We start from the raw sequence: 17,248 nt of genomic DNA, 5'->3' as shown, positions 1-17,248 counted from the left end.
TGCAATCAATGCAGCTTTTTTTCACTTAGGTAGACACGGAAATATTACCAACCCGTGACTTCACGTAGTGCTCTACCAATATCAGCAAGGCTTTTCACTGTCTTAACGCCTGCGGCTTCAAGTGCAAAAAACTTATCCTCGGCTGTTCCTTTACCGCCAGAGATAATTGCGCCTGCGTGACCCATACGCTTACCTGGAGGTGCGGTGACACCAGCGATATACGACACAACCGGCTTAGTGACATTGTCTTTGATAAACGCGGCCGCTTCTTCTTCCGCAGTACCGCCAATCTCACCGATCATCACAATCGCTTCTGTCTCCGCATCGGCCTCAAACAGCTTCAAAATATCGATAAAGTTAGAACCCGGAATTGGGTCACCACCGATACCCACACACGTAGACTGACCAAAGCCTTCATCTGTCGTCTGTTTTACGGCTTCATAAGTCAGTGTACCGGAGCGAGAAACGATGCCCACTTTACCCTTCTTATGGATATGACCCGGCATAATGCCGATCTTACACTCATCAGGAGTAATCACACCTGGGCAGTTAGGACCAATCATGACCACGCCCGCTTCGTCTAAGCGAACCTTAACATCCAACAGATCAAGCGTTGGGATGCCTTCGGTGATCGTCACAATGAGCTTGATGCCCGCATCGATAGCTTCCAAGATCGCATCTTTACAAAATGGTGCTGGAACATAGATAACCGACGCCGTTGCACCGGTTTGCTCCACCGCTTCACGCACGGTGTTAAACACTGGAAGACCAAGATGAACTTGACCGCCTTTACCTGGCGAAACACCACCAACCATCTGCGTGCCGTAAGCGATCGCTTGCTCAGAGTGGAAAGTCCCTTGACCACCAGTAAAACCTTGGCAGATGACCTTTGTCTGTTTATTAATGAGTACCGACATTATTTGCCCTCCGCTGCTGCAACGACTTTTTCCGCTGCTTCTGTTAGCGAGTTCGCAGCAATAATGTTAAGACCACTTTCCGCCAGTTTTTGCGAACCGAGTGGTGCATTGTTACCTTCTAGACGAACCACGACTGGAACCTTAACGCCGACTTCTTCGACTGCACCTATGATGCCATCTGCAATCAGGTCACAGCGGACGATACCGCCAAAAATGTTGACCAATACCGCTTTCACATTGTCATCAGACAAGATGATCTTAAAGGCTTCCGTAACACGCTCTTTGGTCGCACCGCCACCAACATCGAGGAAGTTTGCTGGCTTACCGCCGTGTAGGTTAACAATGTCCATGGTTCCCATTGCGAGACCCGCACCGTTCACCATGCAACCGATACTGCCATCAAGCGCAACATAGTTAAGTTCCCATTGAGCAGCATGAGCTTCGCGCTCATCTTCCTGTGAAGGATCATGCATCTCACGCAACTTTGGCTGACGGTAAAGTGCGTTAGAGTCGATGTTAATCTTGCCATCAAGACACAGTAGGTTTCCTTGGCCGGTAATCACAAGTGGGTTGATCTCAAGCAGAGCAAGATCATATTGAGAGAACATATTACCGAGACCAATAAAGATTTTAACGAACTGTTTAATCTGGTCGCCTTCAAGACCCAGTTTAAATGCCAGTTCACGTCCTTGATAAGCTTGAGGTCCCACAAGCGGGTCAATCGCCGCTTTGTGAATCAACTCAGGTGTCTCTTCAGCGACTTTCTCAATCTCAACACCACCTTCGGTTGATGCCATGAAAACAATGCGCTGAGTCGAACGATCAACCACCGCACCTAGGTACAGTTCGTTGGCAATATCGGACGCTTCTTCAACAAGGATTTTGGTCACAGGCTGACCATTGGCATCTGTTTGATAAGTCACTAGGTTCTGACCTAGCCACTTTTGAGCAAATTGCTTAACACCATCTTTTGTATCGTGTAATTCAACACCACCGGCTTTACCTCGACCACCCGCGTGAACTTGGCATTTCACGACTTTCTTGGTAGTGCTAATACGACCGGCAGCGTCGAACGCTTCTTGGGGGGTATTACATGCGTAACCTTCGGGTACGGGCAACCCGAATTCTGCAAACAGCTGTTTGGCTTGATATTCATGCAAATTCATTGTGCGTTTCCATTTGTTATATCCCTGACGGGATTCTTTTGTTCCATTTATTGCAAGCAAGCATAATGCGTGTAAGCCTGCGCAGCAAGCGTCGCCTTTTTAGGCGCTTAGTTGAAGAGTAGAGTGTTGAGCATGCCCTACTCCTGTTTCTACTTCCAACAGCAACGCCTAACCGTAGGCGTTGTGTTGTGGCTGCTGAGCGTAATCTTAAACGTTCAGCAGCAGTCTTGCAGGATCCTCTAGCAACTCTTTAATTGTGACTAGGAAACCTACCGATTCACGACCATCAATCAAACGATGGTCGTAAGATAGAGCAAGGTACATCATTGGCAAGATTTCCACCTTGCCATCCACCGCCATTGGACGCTCTTGGATTTTATGCATACCCAGAATCGCCGCTTGTGGTGGGTTAATGATTGGCGTCGACATCAGTGAACCAAATACGCCGCCGTTAGTGATGGTAAAGTTACCGCCGGTCAACTCCTCAACCGTTAGCTTACCGTCACGACCTTTCAGTGCGAGCTCTTTGATGCCTTTTTCAATCTCAGCAAAGCCAAGCGTGTCGCAGTCTTTGAGAACTGGGGTAACGAGACCACGCGGTGTTGATACCGCCATGCTGATATCAAAATAGTTGTGATAAACAATGTCTTCACCGTCAATGGATGCGTTTACTTCTGGGAAACGCTTCAATGCTTCAGTGACCGCTTTCACGTAAAAAGACATAAACCCAAGACGAATATCATGGCGTTTTTCAAACTGGTCTTTGTACTGCGCACGAAGATCCATAATTGGCTTCATGTTGACTTCGTTAAACGTCGTCAGCATGGCGGTGCTGTTTTTCGCCTCAAGCAGACGTTCTGCAACACGCTTACGCAGGCGAGTCATTGGTACACGCTTTTGACTGCGAGCCAGTGCTGGCGCAATCACTTCCGGCTGTTCAGTAACAGCAGGTGTTGGTGCTACAGCGCCCGATTTCGCGTTTGCTAGATGGGCTTCAACGTCTTCACGAGTGATTCGTCCACCGACACCCGTACCTGCAACCTGAGATGGCTGTAGATCATTTTCAGCAAGTAAGCGACGAGCTGTTGGGCTAAGTGCGTCATTTGATTCTTCCGTTAACGACGCTTTGTGGCGTTTATCCGGTGACGCTTCTTTCTCATCTAATGAGTCTTTGGTTGGCTCACCAGCAACGGCACCCAACTTGATTTTGGCGATCAACTGCTTAGATAAAACCGTAGCGCCTTCTTGTTCAATAATCGCTTCAAGTACACCGTCATCCGGTGCCGGGACTTCCAACACAACTTTATCGGTTTCGATATCAACGATAACTTCATCACGCGCTACCGCTTCACCTGGTTGTTTATGCCATGTTGCCACTGTTGCATCGGCGACTGATTCAGGTAAGTCTGGAACCAGAATTTCAATTGTCATAGCTGTTTCTTCCTTTTCTTCTAGTTCTTAATCCAAGGTTAACGCGTCATTGATTAACGCTTTTTGCTGTTTTAGGTGTAACGACATATAGCCAACTGCAGGGGATGCCGAAGCATCTCGACCGGCGTATTTTAGATCCGTACCAGCAGGAATTGCGGCGCGGAAGTTATGTTGACTTGAATACCATGCGCCTTGGTTCTGTGGCTCTTCCTGACACCACACAAAGTCCTGCACATTGGTATAAGGCGCAATCTTCTGTTTCACATCATCTAATGGGAACGGATAGAGTTGCTCAATACGAACAATCGCTACATCATCTTGTTGATTACTGCGGCGTTGTTCCAGTAGGTCAAAGTAAACCTTACCGGAACAGAACACCACGCGTTTCACGTTTTCTGGCGCGATATCATCCACTTCACCAATCGCTGGCTGGAAAGTGCCTTCCGATAAATCTTCTAGGCTTGACACACACAGTGGATGACGTAGTAGAGATTTCGGTGACATCACAATCAGTGGACGACGCATCGGGCGAACAACCTGACGGCGAATCATGTGATAAACCTGTGCTGGCGTTGATGGAATGACCACCTGCATATTTTGCTCAGCGCAGAGTTGTAAGTAACGTTCAAGACGTGCCGATGAGTGTTCAGGACCTTGACCTTCATAGCCATGAGGCAACAGCATGGTTAAACCACAAAGGCGTCCCCACTTCTGCTCACCAGACGAGATAAATTGGTCAATCACCACTTGAGCCCCGTTGGCAAAATCACCAAATTGCGCTTCCCAAAGCGTCAAACCACTAGGCTCTGCCGTGGCATAACCGTATTCAAACGCCAAGACGGCTTCTTCTGATAATACAGAATCGAAGACCTGGAATGGTCCTTGTTTATCATGAATGTTACACAGCGGGATATACGTGCTGGCATCACCTTGGTTGTGCAATACCGAATGGCGGTGGAAGAAAGTGCCTCGACCAGAGTCTTGCCCTGAAATACGGATACGTTTACCTTCATCGAGTATGGTTGCGTAGGCCAATGTTTCCGCCATGCCCCAATCAAGCATCTTCTCACCACTCATCATGGCAGCGCGGTCGTTGTAGAGCTTGTTGACCCGGCTTTGCAGCTTGTGGCTGTCTGGATATTGTCCTAGACGCTGACCTAGCTCGACCAAACGTTCGGTATCAATGGTACTATTCCAAGCTTCATCCCAATCGCGACCAATGTATGGGCTCCAATCGACAGAATGAAGTGCCATTGGACGCCACTCTTTACATACCACTTCCCCTCGGTCGAGGGCATCACGGTATTCGTTCACCATTTGAGTTGCAATCTCGATATCCGCTTCACCACGCTCCATCAGCACATCGGCATAGAGTTTTCTTGGCGTTGGATGTTTCTTGATTTTTTGATACATCAATGGCTGAGTTGCATTCGGCTCATCCGCTTCGTTGTGACCATGACGACGATAACAAACCAGATCGATGACCACGTCTTTACCAAACTCATTACGGAAATCCAATGCAATCCGAGTCACAAAGGCCACGGCTTCTGGATCGTCTGAGTTAACGTGGAAGATCGGCGCCTGAACCATCTTCGCGATGTCGGTACAGTACATGGTTGAGCGAGTGTCTCGTGGGTTTGAGGTCGTGAAGCCTACTTGGTTGTTCACCACAATTCTCACCGTACCACCCACTTTAAAGCCACGGGCTTGCGACATGTTAAAGGTTTCCGCTACCACCCCTTGACCCGCAATCGCTGAGTCACCGTGAATGGTAATAGGCAGAACCATGCTGCCCTGCTTATCGCCTAGCCTGTCTTGTCGTGCACGAACTGAGCCGATGACCACAGGGTTAACAATTTCGAGGTGAGACGGGTTGAAAGCCAACGCGAGGTGAACATCACCACCCGGCGTGGCAAAGTCGGCAGAGAAACCTTGGTGATACTTAACGTCACCCGTGCCCCAGCTATCGTCGTTCTTTTTACCCGCAAACTCATCAAATAGGTCTTGTGGCTTCTTACCTAATACGTTAACCAACATATTAAGACGACCACGGTGTGCCATACCTACCACGACCTCGCGCATACCGACTTCACCGGCGTGGCGAATCAGTTCTTTGGTCATTGGAATAAGGGCATCACCACCTTCGAGGGAAAAACGCTTAGCGCCCGGGAATTTCGCTCCCAAGTAGCGTTCTAGTCCTTCGGCAGCGGTCAGTTCGGCCAAAAAGGTGTGCTTGGTTTCAAGATCAAATGAGGGTTGGCCAACGACTGATTCTAAACGCTGTTGAATCCAACGTTTTTGTGCCGTATTGGTCATGTGCATGTATTCTGCACCGATAGAGCCACAGTAGGTTTTTTGAAGCGCGTTGTGGAGATCTCGTAACGTCATGCTCTCTTGACCGATAGCAAACGAACCAACATTGAAGGTTTCGTCGAGATCTTCTTCTGTTAATGAGTGATATCCAGGGTCGAGTTCTTCTACAACTGGACGTTTCCATAACCCTAAAGGATCAAGATTGGCTGCTTGATGACCACGAAAACGATAAGCGTTGATCATCTGTAGTACTTTTACTTGTTTAGCATCAACTTCTGGATCACTAACTTGTGTACTGGAATGCTTTGTTTCTTGAGCGAGCCTGCGGAAGTAATCGCGAACACGTGAATGGGGTTGTTCCACCACCTCAGGTTGCGTTGGCAACCCATCAAATACACGTTTCCACTCCTCACTAACCTGTTCGGGATCACTGAGATACAGTTCGTAGAGGTCTTCTACGTACGTTGCATTGGCTCCAGCCAAGTGTGAAGACTCGAGCCATGCCTTCATCACACCATTGTGCATATTTTCCCTTAACCAGTTGTTTTCACTTATGCTTCGGTCTATGCCGAGCTATCAAAAGCCGACCGCCTGAGGTTGGTCGGCAATATTTTGTACTGTTTATACCGAACGATTTAGTAACATTGATTTGATGTGACCAATGGCTTTCGTTGGGTTGAGCCCCTTAGGGCACACACTGACGCAGTTCATGATCCCGTGACAACGGAATACACTAAATGCATCATCGAGATTTGAGAGACGCTCATCCGTTGCGGTATCTCGGCTGTCGATTAACCATCGGTAGGCGGCAAGCAGACCCGCAGGGCCGATAAACTTGTCCGGATTCCACCAGAATGATGGGCACGAGGTGGTACAACAGGCACACATAATACACTCGTATAGACCATCCAAATGCTCACGTTCGTCAGGCGATTGCAAATTCTCTCTCGATGGAGGTAGATTACCATCAGAAATAAGAAAAGGCTTTACTTTCGCGTAGTTATCATAAAACTGAGTCATGTCGACAATCAAGTCTCTTACCACAGGAAGACCGGGTAAAGGACGAATAATAATGTCTTTGCCTGTTAACGCTGACAATGGAGTAATACACGCTAGACCATTTTTACCATTCATATTCAGACCATCGGAGCCACAAACCCCTTCACGGCAAGAACGGCGAAATGATAACGATGGGTCTTGCTCTTTAAGTAAGATAAGGGCATCAAGGACCATCATGTCCGACCCTTCATCCACCTCGAGCGTGTAACCTTTCATGTAAGGCTTGGTATCCACATCTGGGTTATAACGATAAAGTGAAAATTTCAGTTCCATAGCTGAGTCTCCCCCTAGTAAGTTCGAGCTTTAGGTGGGAAAGCCTCGCGGTGCACTGGCGCCATATTTACATCGCGCTTCGACATCTGCTCAGTTTCCGGATTATAAATTGAGTGACATAGCCACTGATCATCATCACGCTCAGGATAATCAAATCGAGCATGAGCACCGCGACTCTCAGTACGATAGTTGGCGGCCACTGCGGTAGAAAATGCCGTTTCCATTAGGTTGTCTAGCTCAAGGCATTCGATTCGTTGCGTGTTGAACTCTTGGGACTTATCCGCTAGATGGGCATTATCAAGACGCTCTCTGATCACCTTAAGCTCCTCAAGACCGGTCGCCATCGCATCCCCTTCTCTAAATACAGAGAAGCTATTTTGCATGCAAGACTGGAGATCTTTACGGATTTGAACAGGGTCTTCACCTGAGGTGCTGTTTTCCCAACGCATTGTACGAGCGAGAGACGCCTCAATATCAGATTCTGTCGCTGGGCGCGCTTCTGCCTGTGCGGCAAGCGTCTCACCAAGGTGTAGACCTGTTGCACGACCAAACACCACAAGGTCAAGCAGTGAGTTACCACCCAATCGGTTGGCACCATGCACCGATACTGATGCGATCTCACCACAAGCAAACAGACCTTGAACCTCAACATCTTGACCAGAACTCGTCTGTTTCAGCGCTTGACCAGAAACCTGTGTTGGAACGCCACCCATCATATAGTGGCAGGTTGGGATCACTGGAATCGGCTCTTTTACTGGATCGACGTGAGCAAAGGTGCGAGACAGTTCGCAAATACCCGGTAGACGCGATTCGAGGACTTCTTTGCCTAAGTGGTCCATCTTAAGCTTGATATGAGGTCCCCATGGACCATCACAGCCACGACCTTCACGAATTTCGATCATCATAGAGCGTGCAACGACATCACGCCCTGCCAAGTCTTTGGCGTTTGGTGCATAACGTTCCATAAAGCGTTCGCCATCTTTATTGAGAAGATAACCACCTTCACCACGACAGCCTTCTGTCACCAGAACGCCTGCACCCGCGATACCCGTTGGGTGGAACTGCCACATTTCCATGTCTTGCATCGGCACACCAGCGCGCAGTGCCATTCCGACACCATCACCCGTATTGATGTGAGCATTCGTGGTAGATGCATAAATTCGACCTGCACCACCCGTGGCTAAAATGGTCGCCTTGGATTTGAAATAACAAATTTCGCCGGTTTCCATACATAGCGCGGTACAACCCATCACCGCACCGTCTTGGTTTTTCACCAAATCTAATGCGTACCACTCAGAGAAAATCGTGGTTTTATGTTTAATGTTCTGTTGATACAAAGTATGCAGCAGTGCATGACCCGTACGGTCCGCCGCTGCCGCTGTTCTTGCCGCCTGTTCACCACCAAACGCTTTAGACTGCCCCCCAAAAGGACGCTGGTAGATGCTACCGTCTTCAAATCTAGAGAAAGGCAAACCCATCTTCTCTAGTTCGATGACCGATTTAGGACCGTTCTTACACATATACTCAATCGCATTCTGGTCGCCAATATAGTCAGACCCTTTGACGGTATCGTACATATGCCACTGCCAATCATCTTGGTGCGAGTTACCAAGAGCAACGGTAATACCACCCTGCGCCGAAACAGTGTGTGAACGAGTTGGAAATACTTTAGAGAGCAAGGCACAACTTAGTCCTTGCTCAGAAATTTGCAATGCAGCACGCATACCTGCACCACCAGCACCGATAACAACGGCGTCAAACTCTCGAACTGGAATAGTCACTTACGCACCCCACAAAATAAAGAAACCAGAGAAGAAATAGCCAAGCAGCACCGCTATCACACCCACTTGCAGCGCACCACGAAGTTTTGCGCATTTGATGTAATCGGTTAATACTTGCCATAACCCTATCCACGCGTGAATCAGCACCGAAGTGAGTGCGAGCATGGTAAAGATTTTTGTGAATAGACCGCCAAAGAACTGGGTCCAAGATAAGTAAGAGACATCACCTGAAAATGCGATGTAACCCACGATGTAAATCGTGTAGAGAGTCATAATAATGGCCGAGGCACGGATCAGTACAAAATCGTGTACACCGTTACGACCTACGGAAGAAACACTTCTCACCATACTAATACTCCTGACAACAGTGAAAGAACACCGGTTACAATGAATGCAACCTTGGCACTTTTCGCCCCGGACTCGAGTTCTTCAAAATAACCGAGGTCCATAATTAAGTGGCGAATCCCGCCTACAATGTGATACGCGAGTGCTGTCAAAATACCCCACAAGATAAACTTAACGAAAAAACCGTCAACAATATCCACTGCCTCGGCAAATCCGATGGGGGATGAGAGTGATTTGGCTAAAAGCCAAAGAAGGATTCCAATCGAAACAAACGTAATCACACCTGACACACGGTGTAAGATGGATGCGATTGCTGTGATCGGAAAGTGAATTGTCTGTAAATCAAGATTTACAGGTCTGGACTTTCTTTCTTTCACGGGCTTGCTCACTCAGCTCCATTGAGCATTTATAGTTATAACTAATTATTTGGTCTTATAAGCTTCAAAAGTTAACATAAAATCAACAAAAAACTTTCATCACGACCGAGTTAAATGTAAACGCCTTGTTAACAAATGAAGGGGAAATCCCATTTTTGTCTGCTATTTACCCTATACTAAATAAGGCATTCGCTTATATTTGCACCGAAACTATACGGTTAGCAACATTCTAATACAATCCTCGTAACAAATTATGATACATAGGGCAGATTTTTAACCATTTTTGTATAAAAAATCGTAACAAGTCCACACAAAGCCGTATAAAAATTGACTTTAGCGGCGAAGCAAAGTAAAAAACTGACACACAAACATCCTGGATGGATTAAATAATAAACAAAGGAGATTGTTATGGCGGATAAGAAAGCGACCCTTCATATCGAGGGGAAAGCGCCAATCGAACTGCCAATTATGGAAGGTTCTATCGGACCAGAAGTAGTTGATGTTCGTAAACTGGGAGCCAATGGTTACTTCACTTTTGACCCAGGTTTTCTTGCCACTGCATCTTGTGAATCTCAGATCACTTATATTGATGGAGACAAAGGTGTCCTTCTACACCGCGGTTTCTTGATTGATCAGTTAGCGAACAATGCCGATTACCTGGAAGTCTGTTATATCCTACTCAACGGTGAAGCCCCGACTCGGACTCAATATGAAGAGTTCAAGCAAATCGTTACTCGTCACACCATGGTTCACGAGCAAATCGCAAGCTTTTTCCACGGCTTCCGACGTGATGCTCACCCAATGGCTGTGATGTGTGGTGTAGTTGGTGCTCTTGCCGCGTTCTATCATGATTCATTAGATATCAATAACGACACTCACCGTGAAATTGCGGCCTATCGTCTGATATCGAAAATGCCGACACTGGCAGCAATGTGCTACAAATATTCGATTGGGCAGCCTTTTATCTACCCTCGAAATGACCTGACTTACGCAGAAAACTTCTTGCAGATGATGTTTGCCAATCCGTGTGAAGAGTACGATGTAAACCCTGTTGTCGCTCGAGCAATGGACAAAATCTTTACTCTACATGCCGACCACGAACAGAACGCATCGACCTCTACCGTGCGTCTAGCAGGCTCGTCAGGCGCTAACCCATTCGCTTGTATTGCTGCTGGTATTGCTTCTCTTTGGGGTCCTGCACACGGTGGTGCCAACGAAGCGTGTTTGCGTATGCTTGAAGAGATTGGTTCTTTAGAAAATATCCCTGAGTACGTTGAGCGTGCCAAAGACAAAGACGACCCATTCCGTTTGATGGGCTTTGGTCACCGTGTTTACAAAAACTATGATCCACGAGCAACGGTTATGCGTGAAGCATGCCATGACGTACTGAAAGAGCTAAACATCCAAGACCCACTGCTTGATGTAGCTATGGAGCTTGAGCGTATTGCTCTATCTGATCCGTACTTCGTTGAGAAGAAACTGTATCCAAACGTAGACTTCTACTCAGGCATCATCCTCAAAGCGATTGGTATCCCTGTTTCTATGTTTACCGTTATCTTCGCAATGTCTCGTACTGTTGGTTGGATCGCGCACTGGAATGAAATGCACAGTGACCCAACAAACCGTATTGGTCGTCCACGACAGTTGTATACCGGTCAAACCATGCGTGAGTTTAAGCCTCTGCATGAACGTGAATAATGGTGAGTTATTTTCGATAAAAAAAGGCTTCCAACGTGACAACGTTGGAAGCCTTTTTAATGTTAATCATTATTTAAACTGGGTTATCAATATCGACAAATTCAACCTCTAAGCCATGCTCTTGAGCTAACCACTCGCCTAACGCTTTTATGCCATATCTTTCCGTTGCATGATGCCCCGCTGAAAAATAGTGAATGCCCATTTCACGTGCGGTGTATGTTGTACGCTCCGAAATCTCACCGGAAATAAACGCATCTAGCCCCTGAGAAGCCGCCAGTTCAACAAAGTCTTGTCCTCCTCCCGTACACCAGCCTACTGTCGAGATCAGCTTGTCAGACTGTTCTGGTGCGATATGGAGAGGGGTTCGTTGTAGCACCTTAGCGATTCGTTGTGCAAATTCGTGACCAGATACAGGGGAAGGCAGATGACCAAACATCGCCACGGATTGTGGATGCCCCTCAAGACCCCCATCAATTTCAATGCCTAATAACTTCGCAAGTTGCACGTTATTACCCAATTCTGGGTGTATATCGAGTGGCAGATGGTAACCATACAGATTGATGTCATGTTTGATTAAACTTCTAATCCGTTTGCCTTTCATGCCACGAATCGGCTCGGGTTCACCTTTCCAGAAATAGCCATGATGCACCAACAGCGCGTCTGCACCCACTTTGATCGCATAGTCTATTAATGCTTGCGATGCAGTAACACCCGTGACAATCTTTTTCACTTGCTCTGCACCTTCAACTTGTAACCCATTCGGGCTGTAATCTTTTATCAGGTGCGGCGACAATTTCTCATTAAGCAGTTGCTCAAGTTGCACATTATTCATTAGATTTTCCAAACTCGCGGTTGATTTGACAGGTTATAGCAATTTACTCTTGTATTGTCGAAAGGAATATATTGACGGAGAAACTGCATGATCAAAAGGGAATTAGGTCGCTAATAAAATGAACAGTTTAAACCCAACCCCAAGCCTGACTCGTTTTTATGAGTGGATATTAACCACGCCTAGTTTGATTCACGCAGTACCGCCATCCGTCGAGTTGATCAGCAAGGCAAACGACAAGGTAAACATCGTTGAATGCTTACCTATAACGGCAAGTAACTTGCGCGATTTACCGGACACTTACGAGGGGAATCGTCGGTTAGGATTTTTATATCAGGAATTGTGTCGCAGATTATTCGATTTAAGTTCAGAACATAACGTGGTCGCCGAAGAAGTACAACTGCAAGAGAATGGTCAAACTCAAGGTGCCATTGACTTCCTGATCGAAAACTCACAACAGCAAGTCGAACACTGGGAAGTAGCGATAAAATTCTATCTTTTATACGACGGCATTTGGTACGGACCCAACAGCCAAGATCAATTGGATAAAAAGCTATCACGCATGTTAACGCATCAACTTATGATGAGCGAGCGAGCCAGTTTTCGTGAACAGTTCCCCGATTTCACGACCGTCAGTAAGCACCTTTTGCTACAAGGTCGGCTTTATATCAATCCCTTTAGAGCCGAGACTATTCCTAGTCACTGTCTTGAGTACCCAATTACTACTAACCAAATCAACGGCTTTTGGTGTCATTATCGTGATGCAGATAAAATTGAGTCGCCTCTTTACTCGTTATCGAAAGACAAGTGGGCGGTCGGTGAGGTTGCAGAAGAGAGAGGTAAGAGGCAACCCCATAAGATGATTCCTGACCGGATTAACCACTGCCAAGACCAACAAGGGCAATTCTGGTTTGTCCTACCTGATACTTGGCCATTCAACCATCAGCACGATCCTTCGCCCCAAAAACAAAAAGACTAGATGATAAACTCATCTAGTCTTTTTACGCTGAATGTTTAATTACGCTGAAGGTTAAATGCTCGCTAAACTAAGGGCGGTACACCTTAACGTTGTGATAGCCCTGCTCTTTGAGATAAAGCGCTTGTAAGCGACTCATCACACCGCGGTCACAATACAGTAGATAGGACTTGGTCTGATCCAAGTCACCGAACTTAGTCGCCAGTTTAAAGAATGGAATATGCTGCACCTCAACATTGTCCAATTCCAGTGGACTCGCTTCCTCTTCTTCTGCGCTGCGAATATCAAGAACGATCGCGTCGTCTTCTACCGCTTCAACCTGTTCCACTTCGGGTGCCTGCTCCTGACTCTCTTTTTCGATGTCACGGATATCCATCACACGCGCGTCACGAACAACTTGATCTAGAATCTCGAAATCAAAATTATTTTCTTCCGTTTCGAGCTTCGCTTTGACCGCTTTGACCGTTGGCTTACGAGAGATCACGCCACAATACTCTGGCATGGTTTTGGCGAAATCTTCAGTGCCGATAACACGCGCAAGATCGATAATGTCTTCTTTATCCCAGTTGATCAGTGGACGCAGAATCAAGGTGTCGGTTACACCGTCGATATGACGCAAGTTAGTCAGTGTTTGGCTAGATACCTGACCTAATGCTTCACCCGTTACCAGCGCCTGAATACCAAATTTCTCTGCCAGCATGCCGCCAGCACGCATAAACATACGCTTCAGCACCACGCCCATTTGACCGTCTTCGACTTTCTCTAAGATCTCTGCCACGACGGGCTCAAAATCAACCGAGATAAATTTCACTTTAGCTGACGAGCCGTATTTGTTCCACAAGTAGTGTGCGACTTGTTTTACGCCAATCTCGTGCGCTGGACCACCTAGATTGAAGAAGCAGTAATGCGTTTTCGAGCCACGTTTAATGTGCAGGTAACTTGATACACCCGAATCAAAACCACCAGAAATCAAGCTTAGAACGTCTTCTTGAGTACCCAGAGGGAAACCACCAAGACCTTTGTGACGCGCGATAACTTGATTCAGTTTGTCGTTTGCCACTTCAATGTTCACTGTGACATCAGGGCGAGACAGTTTTACTTTCGCAGATTCAATCGCTTGATTTAGACCGCCGCCAACGTAACGCTCAAGTTCAATCGAGGTAAAGTCATGCTTACCGCGACGCTTAGCGCGTACCACGAAGGTTTTGTTTTCTAGACGATCTTTATTGAGCTCAAGCACTTGCTCGTAGATATCGTGCATATCCGCAAATTCTGATTGCTGAACTTCTAGCACATGGTGGATACCTGGAGTGTGCGTCAGAATTTCCAATACTTCTTGATAGTACTGATCTGAGCTGGCATTCACTTCAATGTGATCACGTCGATTATAAACGGCTACCGATTCCGTGCGGCGTTGAATGATAATACGCAGGTTACACTCTAGGATCTTTGTAAAGCGCTTACGAACAGATTCACTTTTGACAAAAATCTCTGGGTGGGGCTTGACGATAAATCTCATGGTTTTCACATCTCATTGCATGCTGTCAAAACGCGACAGTAAGGAACACTTATTACAATATAACTGTAGAACAATCTCACTTTACTAAGACCAAAATCGGTATCACTGAGACCAAAATCAGTATCGGAGATTAAATTAGTCGCGCAGTATATACCCAAGTGAGTGAAGATGCGAGCGCTGAGGGGAAAACGCTTACTGGTGCTAAATCACCAGTAAGCGTTAATATATAAACAAAATTATTTTACTGACACTTCATCAGAAACGCTTGGTTTCCCTTGCATGATGCTTATTTCCACGCGGCGGTTTCTTGCACGCTGTCTTTCAGAATCATTTGCAACGAGAGGTTCCGTATCAGCAAGACCTAAGACTCTCAATCGAGTATGGGAAAACCCTTTCACTTTTTCCATCTCTTGAGCAACCGAAACGGCGCGTTGAGAAGAGAGGTCCCAGTTAGAACGGTATAACTCTGAATCCAATGGGCGATTATCGGTATGACCCGAAATTCTTACCTGTCCGGGAATATCTTTTACCAAATCGGCAACCTGTCGAACTAACGGTCGAAATTTAGGCTGCAAGAATGCGGAACCTTCAGGGAATGCCCCTTTTTCTTGAATTCTGATCACGAGTTGTTGACCTAGATTCTCCAGTTCCACTGCCCCTTGCTGAATCTCTTGCTTAAGAGCTTGCTTGATCACTTTTTCTAGCTGCTCTAACTCTTCTGAAGAGGACTGGCTCTCCACAGCCGTCGCAGCATCCGTTCGCTGCTGGCTACGCTCTGCGGTTTCGCCTCCCGTCATCTTGCCTGCATCACGCTGCTTACCCCCAGCCCTTTCGTTCTCATCTTCATGAAACTCAAGGGTTTGTTGAGTAATATCTATTGTCTGCTGCATTATCACATCAATGGGTGTTGGCTCTGGTCGACCCGGACGAAACTCCTGAGCAATAATGCTGGTTCCTTTCGGAATGTCCTTTACCTCTAAACGATTTTGAACACCAAAAGCAAACTTCATAGAACCGGCAATTTGCTTAAACTTCAATACGTCCATCTCAGAGAAAGATAACAATAGGACGAAAAAGCACATCAGCAGCGACATGAGGTCAGCAAAAGTCCCCATCCACTGAGGCAACCCCGGAGGGGGGCAATTACATTGTTCTTCTTCCATCTTTTACTCCCAACTACACTCTATTCTCTGGTTTTAAGCGTGATTTGGCTCACTACTCAACATCCAAATCAAGGACACGTTTACCCTCATTGAGATAATTCTTAAGGTAGTTATCGATAACACGTGGGTTTTGACCATCTTGGATGGCAAGAACACCATCCATAATGAGACGACGATTCAGCTTCTCCTGCTCACGACGCAAGGTCAGTTTGTCCGCAATAGGGAAAAATAACATATTGGACAAAATCGCCCCGTACAACGTGGTTAATAGCGCAACCGCCATCGCAGGACCGATAGATTTGGGGTCATCCATGTTAGACAACATGGCAACCAGACCAACAAGCGTGCCTATCATACCCATTGCTGGCGCGACATCGCCAAAGGCCTTAAATACACCCGCACCTTTGACATGGCGTTCATCCGTCAAGGCAATGTCTTTTTGCAATGCGTTTCGAACCACTTCGGCATCATGTCCATCAACCAATAGGTCAATGCCTTTCTGCATAAAGCTGTTTTGAATATCCATCTCTTCAAGGGCAAGAAAGCCACCTTTACGTGCTGCATCCGCCATCTCGACCACTTTGGCTATCAAATCTTCTGGCTCATCCGCTTTAAACATAAACGCCTTGCCGGCAATTTTGGCGGCACTGGCAAATTGCCCAAGGGTAAACTTCATTAAGACAACGAAGGTAGAACCACCAATAACGATGAATATGGAGGTCATATCCACATAAATTGAGATACTGCCGCCAAGCACCATAGCGATAATGACCGATGCTATGCCTCCAATAAGGCCTATAAGCGTTGCTAAATCCACTCAACACTCCAACTATTATTCAAATTCACTTAACTCTATTGAAGTTAAAATTCACAAGAGACTACCGTTTTATAATGATGTTATCGACCAGTGCCCAGTATCTTTAAGCAAATTATGATTAGAAACTCACAATTTTTAGATTGTCACAAACCGCACAAGATCCTGCTGATTGATAGCATGTCCATTCAACAAGGCTCTAAGCGTTTAAATGGTGCCTCAACACGCGCGATGTTCCATCCTGTTAAATTTACGTACTTTTTAGTGTCATTAGTTTGACCAACTGCAGTACCTCATGTAACGTTCAAACATTTCTCAAAAAGCAAATACGTTATGGCAACAAAGAAACCAGAGAACATGTCTTTTGAAGCAACAATTGACGAGCTTGATACCTTGGTTGAACAGCTTGAGCAAGGGGACTTAGCCCTTGATGATGCTTTAAAGAAATTTGAACGCGGGATTGCGCTGACACGTTCTGGTCAGCAGAAGTTATCTGAAGCCGAGCAAAAAGTGAGTATCCTTTTAGAGAAGGATGATAACTCACCACTTTCGGACTTCATTCAACCTACGGAATAACATCAAGTATG

Annotated in this window: 15 protein-coding genes; 3 read left to right on the top strand and 12 right to left on the bottom strand. The window is 46.5% G+C overall.

All coding sequences use genetic code 11. The annotated features are described in order from the left end of the window. Positions 1 to 44 precede the first annotated feature (44 nt). From sucD to sdhC, 8 genes are all read right to left on the bottom strand, one after another. Positions 45 to 917, bottom strand: coding sequence for a succinate--CoA ligase subunit alpha (gene sucD / locus L9Q39_RS03875; protein WP_237483811.1), 873 nt, complete (start codon positions 915 to 917; stop codon positions 45 to 47). Continuing rightward, entirely contained in the window at positions 917 to 2,083 is a 1,167-nt protein-coding gene (gene sucC, locus L9Q39_RS03870; RefSeq protein ID WP_237483810.1) for an ADP-forming succinate--CoA ligase subunit beta, read from the bottom strand. Before sucC ends, sucD begins: the two co-directional genes overlap by 1 nt. Positions 2,084 to 2,290: 207 nt before the next feature. Continuing rightward, positions 2,291 to 3,514 (bottom strand): 2-oxoglutarate dehydrogenase complex dihydrolipoyllysine-residue succinyltransferase, encoded by a 1,224-nt coding sequence (odhB, locus tag L9Q39_RS03865; RefSeq protein ID WP_237483809.1) that lies wholly within the window; start codon positions 3,512 to 3,514, stop codon positions 2,291 to 2,293. A 27-nt stretch (positions 3,515 to 3,541) separates the two neighbouring features. Then, on the bottom strand, positions 3,542 to 6,352 hold the full coding sequence (gene sucA, locus L9Q39_RS03860) for a 2-oxoglutarate dehydrogenase E1 component (RefSeq protein ID WP_237483808.1): 2,811 nt from the start codon (positions 6,350 to 6,352) through the stop codon (positions 3,542 to 3,544). Positions 6,353 to 6,448: 96 nt separating this feature from the next. Next, positions 6,449 to 7,159, bottom strand: coding sequence for a succinate dehydrogenase iron-sulfur subunit (locus L9Q39_RS03855; protein WP_237483807.1), 711 nt, complete (start codon positions 7,157 to 7,159; stop codon positions 6,449 to 6,451). 14 nt (positions 7,160 to 7,173) lie between these two features. Beyond that, entirely contained in the window at positions 7,174 to 8,940 is a 1,767-nt protein-coding gene (gene sdhA, locus L9Q39_RS03850) for a succinate dehydrogenase flavoprotein subunit (RefSeq protein ID WP_237483806.1), read from the bottom strand. Next, on the bottom strand, positions 8,941 to 9,288 hold the full coding sequence (sdhD, locus tag L9Q39_RS03845; RefSeq protein WP_237483805.1) for a succinate dehydrogenase, hydrophobic membrane anchor protein: 348 nt from the start codon (positions 9,286 to 9,288) through the stop codon (positions 8,941 to 8,943). Next, the gene (gene sdhC / locus L9Q39_RS03840; protein ID WP_237483804.1) at positions 9,282 to 9,674 is read right to left on the bottom strand and encodes a succinate dehydrogenase cytochrome b556 subunit; all 393 of its coding nucleotides are present in this window, start codon (positions 9,672 to 9,674) and stop codon (positions 9,282 to 9,284) included. The genes sdhD and sdhC overlap by 7 nt, the downstream gene beginning before the upstream one ends. A 396-nt stretch (positions 9,675 to 10,070) precedes the next feature. Between sdhC and L9Q39_RS03835 the strand changes: the two genes are divergently transcribed. Beyond that, positions 10,071 to 11,360 (top strand): citrate synthase, encoded by a 1,290-nt coding sequence (locus tag L9Q39_RS03835; protein WP_237483803.1) that lies wholly within the window; start codon positions 10,071 to 10,073, stop codon positions 11,358 to 11,360. A 73-nt stretch (positions 11,361 to 11,433) separates the two neighbouring features. On the opposite strand, the gene L9Q39_RS03830 is transcribed toward L9Q39_RS03835, so the two are convergent. Continuing rightward, complete coding sequence (locus tag L9Q39_RS03830; RefSeq protein WP_237483802.1) at positions 11,434 to 12,192, bottom strand: Nif3-like dinuclear metal center hexameric protein; 759 nt, start codon at positions 12,190 to 12,192, stop codon at positions 11,434 to 11,436. Positions 12,193 to 12,310: 118 nt separating this feature from the next. Between L9Q39_RS03830 and L9Q39_RS03825 the strand changes: the two genes are divergently transcribed. Continuing rightward, positions 12,311 to 13,168, top strand: a complete 858-nt coding sequence (locus tag L9Q39_RS03825; protein WP_237483801.1) for a DUF1853 family protein — start codon at positions 12,311 to 12,313, stop codon at positions 13,166 to 13,168. A gap of 67 nt (positions 13,169 to 13,235) precedes the next feature. Here the strand turns inward: L9Q39_RS03825 and thiI are convergent, their stop codons facing one another. From thiI to pomA, 3 genes are all read right to left on the bottom strand, one after another. Continuing rightward, positions 13,236 to 14,684 carry a tRNA uracil 4-sulfurtransferase ThiI gene (gene thiI / locus L9Q39_RS03820; protein WP_237483800.1) on the bottom strand — a complete coding sequence of 483 codons (1,449 nt, stop codon included), beginning with the start codon at positions 14,682 to 14,684 and terminating at the stop codon, positions 13,236 to 13,238. 236 nt (positions 14,685 to 14,920) lie between these two features. After that, positions 14,921 to 15,847, bottom strand: coding sequence for a flagellar motor protein MotB (locus L9Q39_RS03815; protein ID WP_237483799.1), 927 nt, complete (start codon positions 15,845 to 15,847; stop codon positions 14,921 to 14,923). A gap of 52 nt (positions 15,848 to 15,899) precedes the next feature. Continuing rightward, positions 15,900 to 16,664 carry a flagellar motor protein PomA gene (pomA, locus tag L9Q39_RS03810; protein ID WP_237483798.1) on the bottom strand — a complete coding sequence of 255 codons (765 nt, stop codon included), beginning with the start codon at positions 16,662 to 16,664 and terminating at the stop codon, positions 15,900 to 15,902. Positions 16,665 to 16,994: 330 nt separating this feature from the next. On the opposite strand from pomA, the gene xseB reads away from it, so the two are divergent. Continuing rightward, on the top strand, positions 16,995 to 17,237 hold the full coding sequence (gene xseB / locus L9Q39_RS03805) for an exodeoxyribonuclease VII small subunit (RefSeq protein WP_237483797.1): 243 nt from the start codon (positions 16,995 to 16,997) through the stop codon (positions 17,235 to 17,237). The last annotated feature ends 11 nt before the right edge of the window (positions 17,238 to 17,248 follow it).

Source organism: Vibrio hippocampi, assembly GCF_921292975.1.
In the GTDB taxonomy this organism is placed as follows: domain Bacteria; phylum Pseudomonadota; class Gammaproteobacteria; order Enterobacterales; family Vibrionaceae; genus Vibrio; species Vibrio hippocampi.
The sequence above is the reverse complement of the archived record's forward strand: the minus strand, read 5'-3'. Positions and strand labels throughout refer to the sequence as shown.